The organism is Henriciella sp., from assembly GCF_029936995.1.
Classification (GTDB): Bacteria; Pseudomonadota; Alphaproteobacteria; order Caulobacterales; family Hyphomonadaceae; genus Henriciella.
Window position 1 is genome coordinate 36,157 of record NZ_JAPYRE010000001.1, and the last position, 14,834, is coordinate 50,990.

The following is a 14,834-nucleotide window of genomic DNA, read 5'->3' on the forward strand; positions in this document are numbered from 1 at the left end:
CTTCACTGCTGAAGTAGGCCAGCCTCTCATGGAGTCAGCAATAATAGACTGGCCGAATAGAGATTATCTCGGGAGGAAACACATGAAATACGGAGCAAGACTCGCCCTGGGCGCGTCGATTATTGCACTGTCTGCCGCAGGTACTGCACAGGCGCAGGACAATGATGAAACCCTGCGCCAGGAAACCGTTACGGTGACGGGTTCGGCGATTGCCGGAACGCCGGAAGATGCGGCACTGCCCGTCGACGTCCTGACAGCAGGGGACCTGAAGCTCGAGGGCGATCCCTCACTTACAGAAATGATCCGTAACCTTGGCGTCTCGACGGGTGTCGATGGCCAGACCAACCAATTCGCTTCAAACGGGCTGGAAGGCACATCCAACATCAACCTGCGGGGTCTTGGCCCGGGCCGGACGCTTGTTCTGCTTAACGGCAAGCGCCAGACCTTCGCGCCTTATGCAATTGGCGAGCAGGCACAGCTCTTCGTCGATACGAACACCCTGCCATCGGCTGCCATTGGCCGTATCGAGGTGCTGAAAGACGGTGCTGCGGCTGTTTATGGCTCTGATGCTATCGCCGGTGTTGTCAACTTCATTACGCGTGACGATCTCGAAGGGTTCGAGATTTCGGGCCAGTACGAGACGTTTGAAGGTTCAGACGGTGAGTACGATGTCTCGCTTGCCTATGGCATGCAGGGCAGTGACTGGAACTGGGTGACCAGCGCCGGTTATCAGTTCCGTAGCGAGGTGGGGCTTCTCGATACTGAGTTTGGCGTTCCGTCAATCACCGAAAATGAAGTTGGCGGCTTCTCCTCGCTGTCCAATCCTGGCCGTTATGTCGTCATCGGGCCGGCAGGCACGCCGATCGGGGCTGAAGTCGACAGCGGCTGTGTCGCAGCCGGCGGCATTATTCACCCCACAATCGGCGACTGCCGTTTCCAGTTCACGCAATTCGATAACCTGGTTGAGGAAGAAGAGCGCTACCAGATCTTCTCTGAATACAACCGGACATTCGGCAATGGAATCGACCTGCATCTCGAAGGCCTTTACGCGCACACCGATGTGCCGGAGTGGAAGACATCTCCGTCCTATCCACCGCAATCCCTGACGAACCAGTTCGTCCCTGCCAGCCACCCGGGCTATCAGCAATACCTCGCAGACAATCCGGGCAGTTCTCTCGCGGGCGGAATCGGCGCGCTCTTTATTGGCCGGACGTATGGCTGGGGCGGCTTCCCGGGCACGGGCGGCGCGCAGGAAGGCTATCGTACTTATGACAGCTACCGTCTTGCCGGTGATGTAAAGGGCCAGTTCTCGAATGGCATTGACTGGCATGCTGCGCTGACCTGGCATCAAACAGAAGGCGAGCGTGTCACGAATGATACCTATATCAACGGCCTGACGATTGCCCTTCAGGGCTTCGGTGTCTGTGGCGATCCCAACACAGGCGCGGTACCGGCCGGAGCTGTTCCGGGACAGGGTGGATGTGAGTATTACAACCCATTCTCAAACGCCATTCAGGCAAGCGCCATTACCGGTGAACCCAACCCGAACTACACAGCAGGCCTTGAGAACTCTCCGGAACTTGCTGAGTGGATGACAGATGGTGTTGGTACGGTCGTCACGTCCGACATCATGGTCTTCGATGCCGGTATCAGCGGGCAAAGCAACGTGCAGGCCCAGGGCGGCGCTGTCAGCTATGCGCTTGGTGCTCAGGTGCGCCGCGAAGGTTATGAGGTCGACCCGAACGAGGTTACCGACCTGGCCCAGAACCCGGGACCGGGTGGTACAGGACCGTTCTCCTTCCTTGCAGGGACGAATGCATTTGACGAGAACCAGACGATCTATGCTCTCTTCGGCGAGCTTCAGATTCCGCTGTATGATGATCTGAATGTCCAGGTTGCGACCCGGTATGAGGATTATGGCGGGGATGTCGGATCCACCTTTGACCCCAAGGTTGCCGTCAAGTGGCAGGCGACCGACAGCTTTGCCCTTCGCGGTTCGGCACAGACCTCGTTCAAGGGGCCAACGCTGAACCAGCTCTCCGGGCAGGTCACGACGCTGCAGTTCGTGGCACCGACATTAGCCTTTAAAGCGGTTGACCAGTTCGGCAATCCGAACCTCAACCCGGAAGATGCGTTCAGCTTCAACCTGGGTGCCTTGTTCGACAACAATAACGGCTTCACGGCGTCGATCGATTATTACAATTTCGACTTCAAGGACCCGATCATTGTTGAAGACCAGGCCTCGATCGTGAACGCGGCTGTGGCCGCGCTGGCGGCTGGGGATACCGATGCAGCTATCCTGTCCCGGATCACCTTCAACGACACGGCAGGTGACGGGTTTGACAATAACTCAGGGAGTGAAATCGCCCGTATCCGAACCAATGTCGTGAACGGTCCTGACATCCAGACCTCGGGTGTCGATCTTCGGGCCGAACAGATCTGGGATGTTGGCGCAGGTGAGTTCTCTCTCGGTGGCGAAGCGACCTATATCATCGAGTATGATGTGAGCGACTTCGAGATCGAAGGGACGAACATTCCGGGCGGTGACAGGGTGAGCCAGTTCAACCGCTCGAACTTCTCCCGCTCGCTGCCGCAGTGGAAAGCCAACTTCACGGCGAACTACGCCATCGGGAACCACAATATCCGTGGTGTTATGCGGCATGTCGATTCCTATGAAGACGAGCGTGGTGACATCACGCCGCTCAACAACAGGGACGACAGCGAGATCGACAGCCAGACGACTTTCGACCTCTTCTATAGCTGGTCGTCGGAGCCGATGGGGCTCGATCTTGGGCTGTCTGTGGTCAACGTGACCGACGAGCAGCCGCCCTTCGTGCAGTTTGACACGAGCTACGACCCGTACACGCACAATCCGTTTGGCCGCACTTTCAAGGTCAGCGTTTCGAAAACATTTGGTGGCGGTCGCTAGACCAGCATCAGATAGCAAACTGGAAAAGGCGGTGCTTCGGCGCCGCCTTTTTTCATTCTGTGTGGGCCTTGGCCCCGCGAGCGGCACTCTTTATGCCATGAGAGTGGGCTCCAGCCGGAGCCATGAGGGCGAAGCGGCAGATACTAGGGAGCGCAAGCGTCTTGACCAGAACAGTTCTCGTTACCGGCGGTGCCGGTTATGTCGGCAGCCATTGCTGCAAAGCCTTCAGGGATGCTGGATGGAAGGTTGTCGTTTTTGACAATTTCTCGCGCGGGTGGCGTGATTTCGTTCAGTTCGGGGAGAGTGTGGAGGGAGACCTTCTCAGTCCGGCCGATCTCGATGCGGCATTCGACAGGTACAAGCCCGACGCCGTGGCTCACTTCGCCGCGTTTGCGTATGTCGGGGAGTCTGTAGAGAAACCGGGGCTCTACTATGAGAACAATACGCTCGGCACAATGCGCCTGCTCGATGCGATGGCAAAGGCAGGTTGCGGCAGGATCATCTTCTCCTCGACCTGCGCGACCTATGGTGTGCCGGAGAGCATGCCAATCACGGAAGACCTGCCACAGGCGCCGATCAATCCGTATGGCAGATCGAAACTGTTCGTGGAAAAGGTGCTCGAAGATTACGAGACCGCGCATGGCATCCGAGCGGTGAAGCTGCGTTATTTCAATGCCGCCGGGGCCTCTCCGGATGGCGAGATCGGTGAGCGTCATGAGCCGGAGACCCACCTCATTCCGCTCTGCATCGAGGGGGTGCTGAACGATACGTTCAAGCTGACTGTTTTCGGCGATGATTTCGATACGCGCGACGGAACCTGTATTCGCGACTATATCCATGTCATGGACCTGGCCGACGCACACCTGAGAGCGCTCGACTATCTCGATGAAGGTGGCGCCTCGGAAGCCTTCAACCTTGGTACGGGCACCGGCACCACCGTCATGGAAATCGTCAACGCCGTGGAGCGGGTGACCGGCAAGCCTGTGCCACGCTCTATCGGCCCGCGCCGGCCGGGTGACCCCCCGGCACTGGTTGCCTCAGCAGAGAAGGCTGAGAGCATTCTTGGCTGGAAACCGGTCCAGTCAGATGTCGATAGCCTCATCCGGACGGCTTACGATTGGCATCGGAAGGAAATCGCCCGCAAGGTGGCGTCGGAGTAGGCCGGCTCAGGCGGGTGTTACGTCGCCATAGACAATAAAGTGAGGGTTGTCGTAACCGCGCTCGCGCTTGCCATAACGTAACGGCGTGCCGTCCTCGACCAGCACACTTGCGCCAGCAGCTTCGGCGACAGCGTGCCCGGCTGCAGTATCCCATTCCATGGTGCGGCCCATGCGCGGATAAAGATCGGCCTCGCCCGCGCCGAGCAGGCAAAATTTCAGCGATGAGCCCGCAGAGATGATCTCGCCAACGTCGAACTTCGCGAGAAAGTCATCGGTCTCGGCGGAGCGATGTGATTTCGAGGCGATGGCGGTTAACCCCGCCTCCGGAACCTGCCTTATATGAAGGGGCAGGCGGGCATCGGTTGCCGGGACCGGCTCGCCGGGTTTGACTTCGGCCTGCCAGGCGCTGGTGGGGGTTTCAGCGACGAATAGCCGGTTCAGGGCGGGGGCGTAGACGACGCCCATAACTGGCTTACCATGTTCTATGATGGCGATGTTGACGGTGAACTGGCCATTGCGGTTGACGAATTCACGTGTGCCGTCGAGTGGATCGACGAGCGCAAAGCGGGATCCGTGCTCGGGCAGCTTGCCAGCGGCCACGGATTCCTCGGCGATGACAGGCAGGTCCGGCTCTGCCGCAGAGAGCCCTTGAAGGATCAGCAATTCTGCCTTGGCGTCGGCCTCGGTGACAGGGGAGGAATCGCCCTTGCGCACGACATCGAAATCCGTCGAATAGATGTCCATGACGAGTTTTCCGGCATCCAGCGCGATGCGGGTGAACTGGTCAGCGGTGACGCTCATCCTGTCTCCTTTCAGCTTAGACTGTGATCGGGGAGCTTATGCCCACGTTTCCGTCGCTGCGCAAATGCGTTGCGCGATGTTTATGGCGTCAAAAGCATGATGGCTGGTGCCATGACGCAATGGGCTGCGCCCGGAAATCGCATCAATAAACTCCGTTATTTCATCGTTGGCGGCGGTAACTGTCCGGAGTTCCTTAATGGTTTCGTCCGGATTGGCCTGCGGCGATCCATCGCCCTGGCGCTGAAGCCGGGCATGAATGAGCATTTCAGGGCCATAGCCGTCCGGCGCCGGCAGGTGTCCGTCAAGCCAGACATAACCTTCCTCGAAACCCAGCTCCAGACGGAAGGTCTGGCGCCAGGATGTTGCCGATGCATGCAGCTGCGCAAGTGTGCCGCTGCCTGTGCCCAAGATGGCGAACAGGTTCGCTTCCGCGCCCTCATCACCCGAGCACATGGCCTTCACGGTTTCGAAGGGACCACAGAAGTGATGAAGCAGGTCGAGCATGTGAATGCCATGACCGCACAGGATGCCGTTCGCCTCAGCACCGGGACCGGGAAAGCCGGCATGTCCATAGACGGCCCGTGCTGTCAGCAGCCGCCCGAAACTTGCCTGCGAGATCAGCCCCGAGGCCTCACGAACGCTCTGATGGTAGCGAAGGCCGCAGCCGAATTTGAGCACCGCCCTGCTTTTCCGTTCAGCCTCACGCAGGTTTATGATGTCCTCGACCTTGCGGATGCTTGTCAACTCACTAAGCACATGAACCCCGGAGCGAAGGGCGATGAGAGCCACGCGTGCCGAAATTGGCTCGGGCAGGGCGAGAATGATGGCGTCGATATCGTTGGAAGAAAGCGCTTCGGCCCAGTCCTCATCCGTAAAGCCTGCTGACGCGTCCGTCGTCCAGGTGCGTACAACTTGAGCATCGGCCCGCCGCTCAATCGCACGGCAGCGCCGCGAGGCAATCGGGCTTTTTCCGATAATGGCAAGACGAAGAGCTGTCATGGTGTCCTGATCTGCGCAACAGTGAGACCTATCGCCTAGACCCTCCATTCGAATGCGACAACTGTCAGCCTGTGTCACTGCAGCGCTTCCTGACGTCAAAAAGCAGATACAGTTCAGGATTTAGAAAATGGCTGCGTGTCGTTTGACTGTCTCTCTATTGTTACCCACAAGTTCGCTTGCTACCTGACGGCCAGATTTTTAACGGTAAAGAACAATCATGACGATACTGACCCATCTCGACCGGCTGGAGGCAGAGAGTATTCACATCCTGCGGGAGGTGGCGGCCTCGATGCAAAATCCGGTTATGATGTACTCGATCGGCAAAGACAGCTCGGTTATGCTGCATCTGGCCCGTAAGGCTTTTTACCCTGCGCCGATCCCTTTCCCGCTGCTGCACGTAGATACGACCTGGAAGTTCCGCGAGATGATCGCCTTCCGTGATGTGCTCAAGGATGATCCGGCCACCGACCTGCTTGTCCATATAAACCAGGAAGGTGTGGAGCAGGGGGTTGGCCCGTTCACGCACGGGTCTGCTGTCCATACCGACATCATGAAGACACAAGGCCTCAAACAGGCACTCGACAAGCACAAGTTTGATGCCGCAATTGGCGGTGCGCGCCGCGATGAGGAAAAGTCGCGGGCAAAGGAGCGTATATTCTCGTTCCGCTCCGCACAGCACCGCTGGGACCCGAAGAACCAGCGTCCGGAACTCTGGTCGCTCTACAATACGCGTATCAAACCGGGTGAGAGTGTGCGCGTCTTCCCGCTCTCGAACTGGACCGAGCTCGATATCTGGCAATACATCTACCAGGAAGAGATCGAGATCGTGCCACTCTATTTTGCGAAGGAGCGCCCCGTCGTGGAGCGTGATGGCATTCTCGTCATGGTCGATGATGACCGCCTTCCGCTCGAGCCGGGCGAGGAGCCGATGATGAAAAAGGTGCGGTTCCGCACGCTCGGCTGCTACCCGCTGACAGGCGCGGTTGAATCCGAAGCCTCTACCATTACCGAGATCATCGAGGAAATGCTGCGCACCACGACCTCGGAGCGCGAGGGGCGCGCCATCGACAAGGATGCACCCGCCTCAATGGAGCTCAAGAAGCAGGAGGGCTATTTCTGATGGCTGCCTATGCTGTTCCCCAGTTCAACAATATCAAGAGCTATCTCGAGAGCCAGCTGGAAAAATCACTTCTACGCTTCATTACCTGTGGCTCCGTTGATGACGGCAAGTCTACCCTGATTGGCCGGCTTCTCTACGAGTCGAAGATGATCTTCGACGACCAGCTTGCTTCATTGAAGAATGAGTCCAAGAAATTCGGCACCCAGGGCGAGGAGATAGATTTCGCACTACTCGTCGATGGCCTCGCCGCGGAGCGCGAGCAGGGCATCACGATCGATGTCGCGTATCGTTTCTTCTCAACCGACCGGCGCAAGTTCATCGTCGCGGATACGCCGGGCCACGAACAGTACACACGTAACATGGCGACGGGTGCCTCGACGGCGGACCTCGCCATCGTGATGATTGATGCGCGCAAGGGTGTGCTGACCCAGACACGCCGCCACAGCTTCATTGTCTCGCTGCTGGGCATCAAGCATGTCGTGCTCTGCATCAACAAGATGGATCTCGTCGACTATGACCAGTCCGTCTACGAGGAAATCCTCAGCGAGTATCGTGAGTTTGCGTCTGATTTCGGCTTTGAGAGTATTCAGGCGATTCCGGTATCGGCGCTTGCGGGCGACAATGTCGTCACCAACAGCGCGCGCACGCCCTGGTATGACGGTCCTCCACTCATGGAGTATCTCGATACGGTCGAGATCCGCTCGGATGCAGCGGAAAAGCCGTTCCGCATGCCGGTCCAGTGGGTGAACCGCCCGAATCTCGATTTCCGCGGTTTTGCCGGCCAGATCATTTCCGGCTCGATCAAACCGGGTGAGAAAATCCGGGCGCTGCCGTCAGGCAAATCGAGCACGGTTGCGCGTGTCGTCACCATGGGCGGTGATCTTGAGGAGGCCGTTGAAGGCCAGTCGGTCACGCTGACGCTGGATGACGAGATCGATATTTCGCGCGGCGACGTGCTGTGCGCAGACCAGTCCCCGGCAGAAGTCTCTGACCAGTTCCAGGCCACCATGCTCTGGATGTCTGATAGCGCCATGCTGCCGGGCCGTTCCTACATTATGAAAATGGGTGCCCGAGAAGCCCAGATGCAGGTAACCGAGCAGCGTTACCGCGTCGACGTGAACACCCGCGCGCATGAAGCGGCGAAGACGCTTGACCTGAATGAGATCGGTGTCGTCAACATCGCACTTGATCGCGAGGTTGCTTTCGACGCATACAGGCAGAACCGGCGCATGGGTGGCTTCATCGTCATTGACCGGATGACGAGTGAAACGGTCGGCCTGGGCCTGATCAATTTCGCGCTGCGCCGTGCTTCCAACATTCACCGTCAGGCGCTGGATGTGACGAAGGATCTGCGTGCCTCGATGAAGGGGCAAAAGCCGGTCATTCTCTGGTTCACCGGCCTTTCGGGCGCGGGCAAGTCGACGGTGGCGAACATCGTCGAGAAGCGCCTCGCCGCAATGGGCAGGCACACCTATACGCTCGACGGCGATAATGTCCGTCACGGCCTCAACCATGATCTCGGGTTCACCGATGCTGATAGGGTGGAGAATATCCGCCGTGTTGGCGAGGTCGCCAAGCTAATGATGGATGCCGGGCTGATCGTGCTTGTTTCTTTCATTTCGCCCTTCCGGGCCGAACGCCGGATCGTGCGCCAGATGGTTGATGAGGGCGAGTTCATCGAGGTTTATGTCGATGTTTCGCTCGAAGAGGCGGAGCGCCGTGATGTCAAGGGCCTGTACAAGAAGGCACGAGCTGGCGAGATCAAGAACTTTACTGGGATCGACAGTCCTTACGAGGCGCCGTTGGCGCCTGAAGTTCACCTGAATGTGGGAGCGATGGCGCCGCATGAAGCTTCAGACTTGATTATCGAACGGCTCTTCGCAGCAGGTATTCTCGATGTGTAAGTCAGGCTATATTGCGAAATCGGGTCTACTGCCGGCTAATCAAAAGGGGCGGGAAATGTCTAAACCGGACAAGGTTTGCCTTTTTACCTCTATATGAAAGGGCCCATTGCTGCCTCACGAGTAACGAAGCTCGGGTGAGCTGGGTGCTGATAAGAGATGGGGTGTGACCTGTCGGCATTGTCACTTTTGACAATGCCGCAGAACAGGTTATTGGCTACCGTCTGACGTTAGCACGCGCCAGTGGTAGCAAGCCAAAAATTTTTCCTTGGCGCTGACAGTCACACCGGCGCGCTAAAGCGGATCAACACAAGGAGTAGAGCGTTGAAGCGTATTGGTCTGGTGGGTTATTTTAAGTGGGGAAACTATGGCGACGAGTTGTTCTGTGACGTCTTGAGGGGCTTGTTCGAGGGCGATGAGGGTATTGAAGCTGAAGTTCTTCATGACTCATTCGAGGCTCCTTATTTCAGTATGCCCGTCGAGGAGCGTGTCGACGAGTTCGATGCCATAATTATCGGGGGTGGAGACCTGATTATTCCTTGGACGCTCAGCCCGCTCTACTGGAAGGCTGAGTATCTCAGAAAACCTGTCTTTGTCGTCGGTGTCGAGGTTCCCAAATGGGGGGGCTACAATGAGGATGTCTGCGAGAAGATGTCCACGTTCATGCAGCATGAAAACGTTAAGTTCATCCATGCGCGCAGTGCGGCGAGTGCTGACTGGATTACGCGCCATTTGAAGCCGAACGTAGATGTTTATCCGGGGGTCGATATCGTCTGCGCGATCGATTTTCCTTACGTTGCCCCGCAGAGCAAGGTTCTCGGTCTGGTCACTCGGGCTAATCAGAACATCGACCCGGCCAATGTTAATGCCTTGCTTTCAAAGGCGGTGGAAGCGGGCTGGATGATCAAGCATATACCGCTCGCAATCGGTCACACCGCAGCCGCTGATATAGCTGAAGTCGAAGACCATACATTTGTGCCCCGTTCAGTAACGAAGGCTGAGTCAATCAAACAGCTTACAAGTGAAATCCAAAAATGCCAGATGCTTGTTAGCATGAAGTTTCATGGCTGCGTTGTTGCACATATGTCGGGCATCCCGACAATCACGCTCAGCAAGGCCGATAAGTTTATGCATTTCTATAACCTCGTGGGGCGTGAGAGGTTTTTGTCGCATGCCGGTGATGCTGGCTTGCGCGAACTATTTTATTCTGCCATGGAAGGTGTCGATCCGTTGAAAATCGATCAACTGCGTCGAGCTTCAAAAGACGAACTTCAGACACTTCGCAAAGCAGTACTAAGCGTTATCTAGCTTCATCAAGGCCTGACAGCTGTGTCTCCAGAAACCGGGGAGTATTTTATGATTATTGGTGCAATTGACCGGTTCGACAGGGAAAAAGTTTCGGGGTGGGCTGTTGATGTATTCAACCCGGACAAACCGGTTGTCATTAATGTGCTGGCAAGCGGAGAACTCGTAGCCTGCGGTGAAACATGTCATCGTCGAAAAGACGTCGCTTCTGACGTAGACGCTGAGCTCGCGGGTTTCGAAATTTCTGTGCCGGAAGATATTCGCCGTACAATGCGCCTGACATTGCAGGTTGACGGTAGCGACTTTGACTTCGAGGGGGCCTGTGTGCAGGCAGACAGTGCTTCATCCCCCGTCAATGCGCAGAAAGAGGTCTTTCAATTCCCACATGTTCTCTATCGTGCGGAAAAGCCGAAAGCCATCAATTTCCAATTCATGATTGACCTTGCGAACCAAGCTTGTCGCAAAGGTCGCCCGGTTTTTGTGATGCCGCCTTTCATCGACTGGAATATCCCGCTGTTCCAGCGCCCACAGCATATTGCGTCCGCGATGGCCGAGCTTGGTGCTTTCGTGATCTATTTTTCGCCAACCTTCACTCATGATTTCGGTACTGACGTCATTCAGATTCGCGACGGGTTAATCCTCTGTAAGCAGCCGAATAATTTCGAGTATTACATCGAGCATGGTCCGCCCTCATTCATAGATTTGTATTCTACGAATACGATCAATGACGACATCATAGGTCGCTGGAAGTCCTACGGCCACAATATTGTTTATGAATTCGTAGATCATATCGATCCGGCGATCTCGGGTGAGGTTGGGGCCAAGGTGGCCCTGGAAACCTTTGCGAAGCTAAGGCCGAGCCATGTCGACTTGCTCGTTCCGACCGCGCAAATCCTTTATGATGAAGTATCAAGCCGCTTTCCCAGTGACATGATTGCACTTTCCCCAAATGGGGTTGAGGTTGAGCGGTTCAGCGCTGAAACCGGCACCAGCGAGATGGTCGATGGGATCAGGAAGCAGCATGGTGATAAGCCAGTCGTCGGGTATGTCGGTGCGCTGGCAAACTGGCTTGATTTTGAGTTGATCGAAGAAGTTGCAAAGCTCCGGCCGGATATAACATTCGTGCTGACCGGGCCGGAATATGCAGGTGGGGAGAGCTTGCCTTCCGGGGAAAATATTATCCTGACCGGACCGGTTGCCTACCCGCTGGTGCCCTCTGTGATGAGGGCATTCGACGTGTCCTGGATTCCTTTCAAACCAGGTAATATTGCTAAATCGACATCTCCGCTGAAGTTATTCGAATACTTCGCTTCCGGCCAGCCTGTCATAGTCAATTCCGACATGAGGGAATGTACCGCCTTCGAGGAAGTTTTCGCGGCAAGCTCCGCAGATGAGTATGCGGAGGCAATCGACAAGGCTTTACATGCTCGCACTCAGCCAGCTTATCAGAAAGCACTGGAGACTTATGCGCAGGAGGCAAGCTGGCTTGAGCGTGCTCAAATCATGCTCGATGCGTTCAACGACGTGGGGCCGCGGAAGCTGGCCATGGCGTTCCCCAGCCACTTGCCGCAGAGTTGCATCAGTGCTGGCGAGGGAAGACTCCAGGAAGCGGGTCAGATGAATATTGACAGTGTTGTGAGCAGATCACGCTCAGGCTTCGAAATCACTTCGGCGCGGCCAGTCAATATCGTCGGAGAATACAAATTTTTCTCGGTGGACCTGACTGGACTGGGGCTTGAGAATAAAACGGATTGGACGCTTGTTCTTTGCGTTGCGTCCGATAATGCTCCTCCCCCGCGTGTAAGCGCACTCGAGGTCTTAGTTGATGGCGAGGTTATAGGCAGCCACGATGGAACAGTGCTTCGCTATCCCGTCGAGGTGCGTTTGAACGATAAAGCCGCTGCGGCCAAGCGGGTCACACTACGCGTCCGCGCTGTTCGAATTGATGCGCGCAGATATTGGGACGACTTTCGTCCAGTCCTGAAGGATGCGATGGTCCTAAATTGGCCGATGAAGGAGGATCTAGTGATATCGGCGAGCAAAAGCCTGGCAGAAGAGCGGGTAGCAAGCTGATGTCAGAGAAGTATTCCCGTAAGATCGTCACGTCTCAGGTGCCTGTGCATGTACTCGAAGAGTATTTGCACGACGCGACTGCTTGGCAGGCAATCATGCCGCGGCTTGCTATTGATGAGTTCACGAACGGTAGTTCGGGGGTGGACGGATCTCGACGTTCCAAGATTGTCGGTGCCATGCATGCTTCAATTGGCATCTTTCCCTTCGAGGCGACGGTTCAAAGCCAGAAAGACGGTGACGTGCTAGTTTTCGACGGTAAGGGATTGCTTGCAAAGCTTGCTCCGTTTTCCCTAAGCGGCGAGGCCACCAATCAGGAGGACGGCAATACTGAGGTTCAAATAAAGCCGGCTTTCGAGAAGTTGCCGCATGTCTTGCAGAAGCTTCTTCAACGAGTGGAAGGCAGCCTTCACAAGCAGTTTAGGGATCGGGTAGATCGTTATTACGCTAATCCGGAAGTATAGTGCAGATATACGGTAGTTCTTCGCGGGCTTTTAGAGATTGTACGCTGGCGGGTGGATTTAACCAGTTTTTAAGTCGGCTGCATCGGCCTCAAGGGCGGCAAGCTTAGGTCCGGCATCCCGGATTCCCCGTGCGAAAGCGACTTCGAGAAGGTTGCGGGCGATCTGCTGATCATGCTGAGGGTATGTTGGGTCGCACATAATCAGTCCTTGGTGATAGATGCTCCACGGATCGTCACTGAGGGACGGGTGTCGAAAATAGGGCAGAGCATGTGCCGCGCTCTTGTCCGCGCCGCGACCATAAAAATGGATCGTTCCGAGTCGGTAGGCTGCCTTGGAAGAGTTCTCTGTGGCATAAAGATGTTCCGCATGGTGTCTGGCTTCGACGTATTTATGTGAGGTCCAGGCTGTGTCCATCAGTTCGGTCTGTGCTTGAATGGCTTTTTCACGCTCTGCCAGTTGCGCGGCTGCGTCATCCGCACCCTTCCCGTCTTCGTAACCTATGCCAGATCGCCCTCGTCGGCGCATCTCAGAGGCATAGGCCTCGGAAACCTCTTTTGGATCGCCCATGGCGACGATTTCGCCCCGCCGCATCCAAGCTAGCTTGTTGCAATTCTGCTGGAGAATGGAGGGTGTGTGACTCGCAAGCACGACGATACCACTTTCTTGAACCATTTGCTTCACCTTCCGGCTGGCTTTCTGGACAAAGCCGGCATCACCGGCTCCTAGCCACTCGTCGAGAACCAGAATGTCACCCGTAAGCGCGGTGCAGATTGCAAAGGAGAGCCTAGCGCGCATGCCGTCCGAATAGGTGCGGACCGGCAGGTCCAGAAAATCGCCGAGTTCAGTAAAATCAGGGACGGTCTCGTGAGCCCATCTGACTTCTTCACCTGTCGCGCCGAAAAGGCGCAGGGGAAGCTCAATGTTTTCTCGGCCAGTCAGTTCGGGATTTATGCCAAGGCCACGACTGATGAGTGGTATGACACGCCCTTCCAGATCCACAGAGCCGGATGTCGGATGAGAGATGCCGGCGAGCAGGCGGAGTAAGGTCGTCTTGCCAGCGCCATTATGGCCGATCAGGCCAAGCCGGTCACCTGGGCGAAGGCTCAGATTAACATCGTGAAGCGCGTGTACAACCTGTGTCGATCGCTTGCCTTTGCCCCCCATGCCGCCGACCTGGCCGCTCAGGAGAGTGTTCTTAAAAGACCGGCTCTTGGAAGTATAAATAGGATACGAAAAAGTCGCATCCCTGACATCAACTTTAACCATGACTTTCTACAACCAATAGATAACGCGTTTGCGACTGTAGCGCCAAACCAGCATGGAGGCCAGCCAGCCCGCAATCAGCATTGTGCCGCAGGCGACCAGGTTTGTCGTCGTCGGCAAGGAGCCCATAAGCGGTGCCCGTATGAGTTCGATCATGTGATAGAACGGGTTGGCGTCCGTGATCAGGGTGCGCCCTGACATCTGCCCTGGTTGCCAGATGATCGGTGTAAGAAAGAACGACACTTGCAACAAGTTGGATATGATCTGCTGAAGGTCTCGGAACCGGGCGCAGAGCGGCCCGGTAATTGAAATGAAAAAATATAGGAGTATTGCATTTGCGAAAAGGCTTGCGGGTAGGATCAGCAGGGCGGGCGTAGGCGGTACTTTAGCGTAGATAAGTACGAGTGCGATCACTAGTAAGTTGTGAAAGAAAACAATAACATTCCGGTAGACTACGCGAGCCGCAAATAAACTGAGCGGAATTGCGGCACTTCGAATGTGGCCGCCATTATCGATAATGGAAACGCTGCCTTCACCAATAATTGCAGAGATCAGGTTCCAAGCAAGAAGGCCACAGGATAGGAAGACCAGGTAATCGAGGAAAGGCTGGTTCAAGATCTGTGCATACAGGATCGAGATGCCGGCAATCCAGGCAGCAAGCGTGAGGCTGATCCAGAATGGGCCGATCACAGACCGCTTGTAACGGAGCTTGATGTCCTGATTGCCCATCAGCACCCAGATCTGCCAATGGCTTACGGTATTAGACAGTTCACCAAACAAGGGCCGTCTTTGTCTCTGGAAATTTGCGGTGACACTCATTTC

Annotated in this window: 11 protein-coding genes; 7 read left to right on the top strand and 4 right to left on the bottom strand. The window is 56.0% G+C overall.

From position 1 onward, the window contains the following. The first annotated feature begins 82 nt into the window (after positions 1 to 82). Together Q1K31_RS00215 and galE are read left to right on the top strand one after the other, a co-directional pair. Positions 83 to 2,929, top strand: a complete 2,847-nt coding sequence (locus Q1K31_RS00215) for a TonB-dependent receptor (protein WP_300375434.1) — start codon at positions 83 to 85, stop codon at positions 2,927 to 2,929. 161 nt (positions 2,930 to 3,090) lie between these two features. Further along, complete coding sequence (galE, locus tag Q1K31_RS00220; protein WP_300375436.1) at positions 3,091 to 4,089, top strand: UDP-glucose 4-epimerase GalE; 999 nt, start codon at positions 3,091 to 3,093, stop codon at positions 4,087 to 4,089. A 6-nt stretch (positions 4,090 to 4,095) separates the two neighbouring features. On the opposite strand, the gene cysQ is transcribed toward galE, so the two are convergent. Next, on the bottom strand, positions 4,096 to 4,890 hold the full coding sequence (cysQ, locus tag Q1K31_RS00225) for a 3'(2'),5'-bisphosphate nucleotidase CysQ (RefSeq protein WP_300375438.1): 795 nt from the start codon (positions 4,888 to 4,890) through the stop codon (positions 4,096 to 4,098). Positions 4,891 to 4,926: 36 nt separating this feature from the next. Continuing rightward, the gene (locus Q1K31_RS00230) at positions 4,927 to 5,889 is read right to left on the bottom strand and encodes a Gfo/Idh/MocA family oxidoreductase (protein WP_300375440.1); all 963 of its coding nucleotides are present in this window, start codon (positions 5,887 to 5,889) and stop codon (positions 4,927 to 4,929) included. 217 nt (positions 5,890 to 6,106) lie between these two features. Here Q1K31_RS00230 and cysD point away from each other — a divergent pair, with 217 nt between their 5' ends. The 5 genes from cysD (at position 6,107) to Q1K31_RS00255 (ending at position 12,749) form a co-directional block, all read left to right on the top strand. Next, positions 6,107 to 7,009 carry a sulfate adenylyltransferase subunit CysD gene (cysD, locus tag Q1K31_RS00235; RefSeq protein WP_300375442.1) on the top strand — a complete coding sequence of 301 codons (903 nt, stop codon included), beginning with the start codon at positions 6,107 to 6,109 and terminating at the stop codon, positions 7,007 to 7,009. Further along, the gene (gene cysN, locus Q1K31_RS00240; protein WP_300375445.1) at positions 7,009 to 8,913 is read left to right on the top strand and encodes a sulfate adenylyltransferase subunit CysN; all 1,905 of its coding nucleotides are present in this window, start codon (positions 7,009 to 7,011) and stop codon (positions 8,911 to 8,913) included. The genes cysD and cysN overlap by 1 nt, the downstream gene beginning before the upstream one ends. A gap of 321 nt (positions 8,914 to 9,234) precedes the next feature. After that, positions 9,235 to 10,218, top strand: coding sequence for a polysaccharide pyruvyl transferase family protein (locus tag Q1K31_RS00245; protein WP_300375447.1), 984 nt, complete (start codon positions 9,235 to 9,237; stop codon positions 10,216 to 10,218). Positions 10,219 to 10,266: 48 nt separating this feature from the next. Then, entirely contained in the window at positions 10,267 to 12,288 is a 2,022-nt protein-coding gene (locus Q1K31_RS00250; RefSeq protein ID WP_300375449.1) for a glycosyltransferase, read from the top strand. Next, positions 12,288 to 12,749, top strand: coding sequence for a hypothetical protein (locus tag Q1K31_RS00255; RefSeq protein WP_300375451.1), 462 nt, complete (start codon positions 12,288 to 12,290; stop codon positions 12,747 to 12,749). Before Q1K31_RS00250 ends, Q1K31_RS00255 begins: the two co-directional genes overlap by 1 nt. Positions 12,750 to 12,806: 57 nt before the next feature. On the opposite strand, the gene Q1K31_RS00260 is transcribed toward Q1K31_RS00255, so the two are convergent. After that, positions 12,807 to 14,015 carry an ATP-binding cassette domain-containing protein gene (locus Q1K31_RS00260; RefSeq protein WP_300375453.1) on the bottom strand — a complete coding sequence of 403 codons (1,209 nt, stop codon included), beginning with the start codon at positions 14,013 to 14,015 and terminating at the stop codon, positions 12,807 to 12,809. Between the two features lie 6 nt (positions 14,016 to 14,021). Beyond that, positions 14,022 to 14,831: an ABC transporter permease gene (locus Q1K31_RS00265; protein WP_300375455.1), complete on the bottom strand. Its 810-nt coding sequence runs from the start codon at positions 14,829 to 14,831 to the stop codon at positions 14,022 to 14,024. Positions 14,832 to 14,834: the final 3 nt, after the last annotated feature.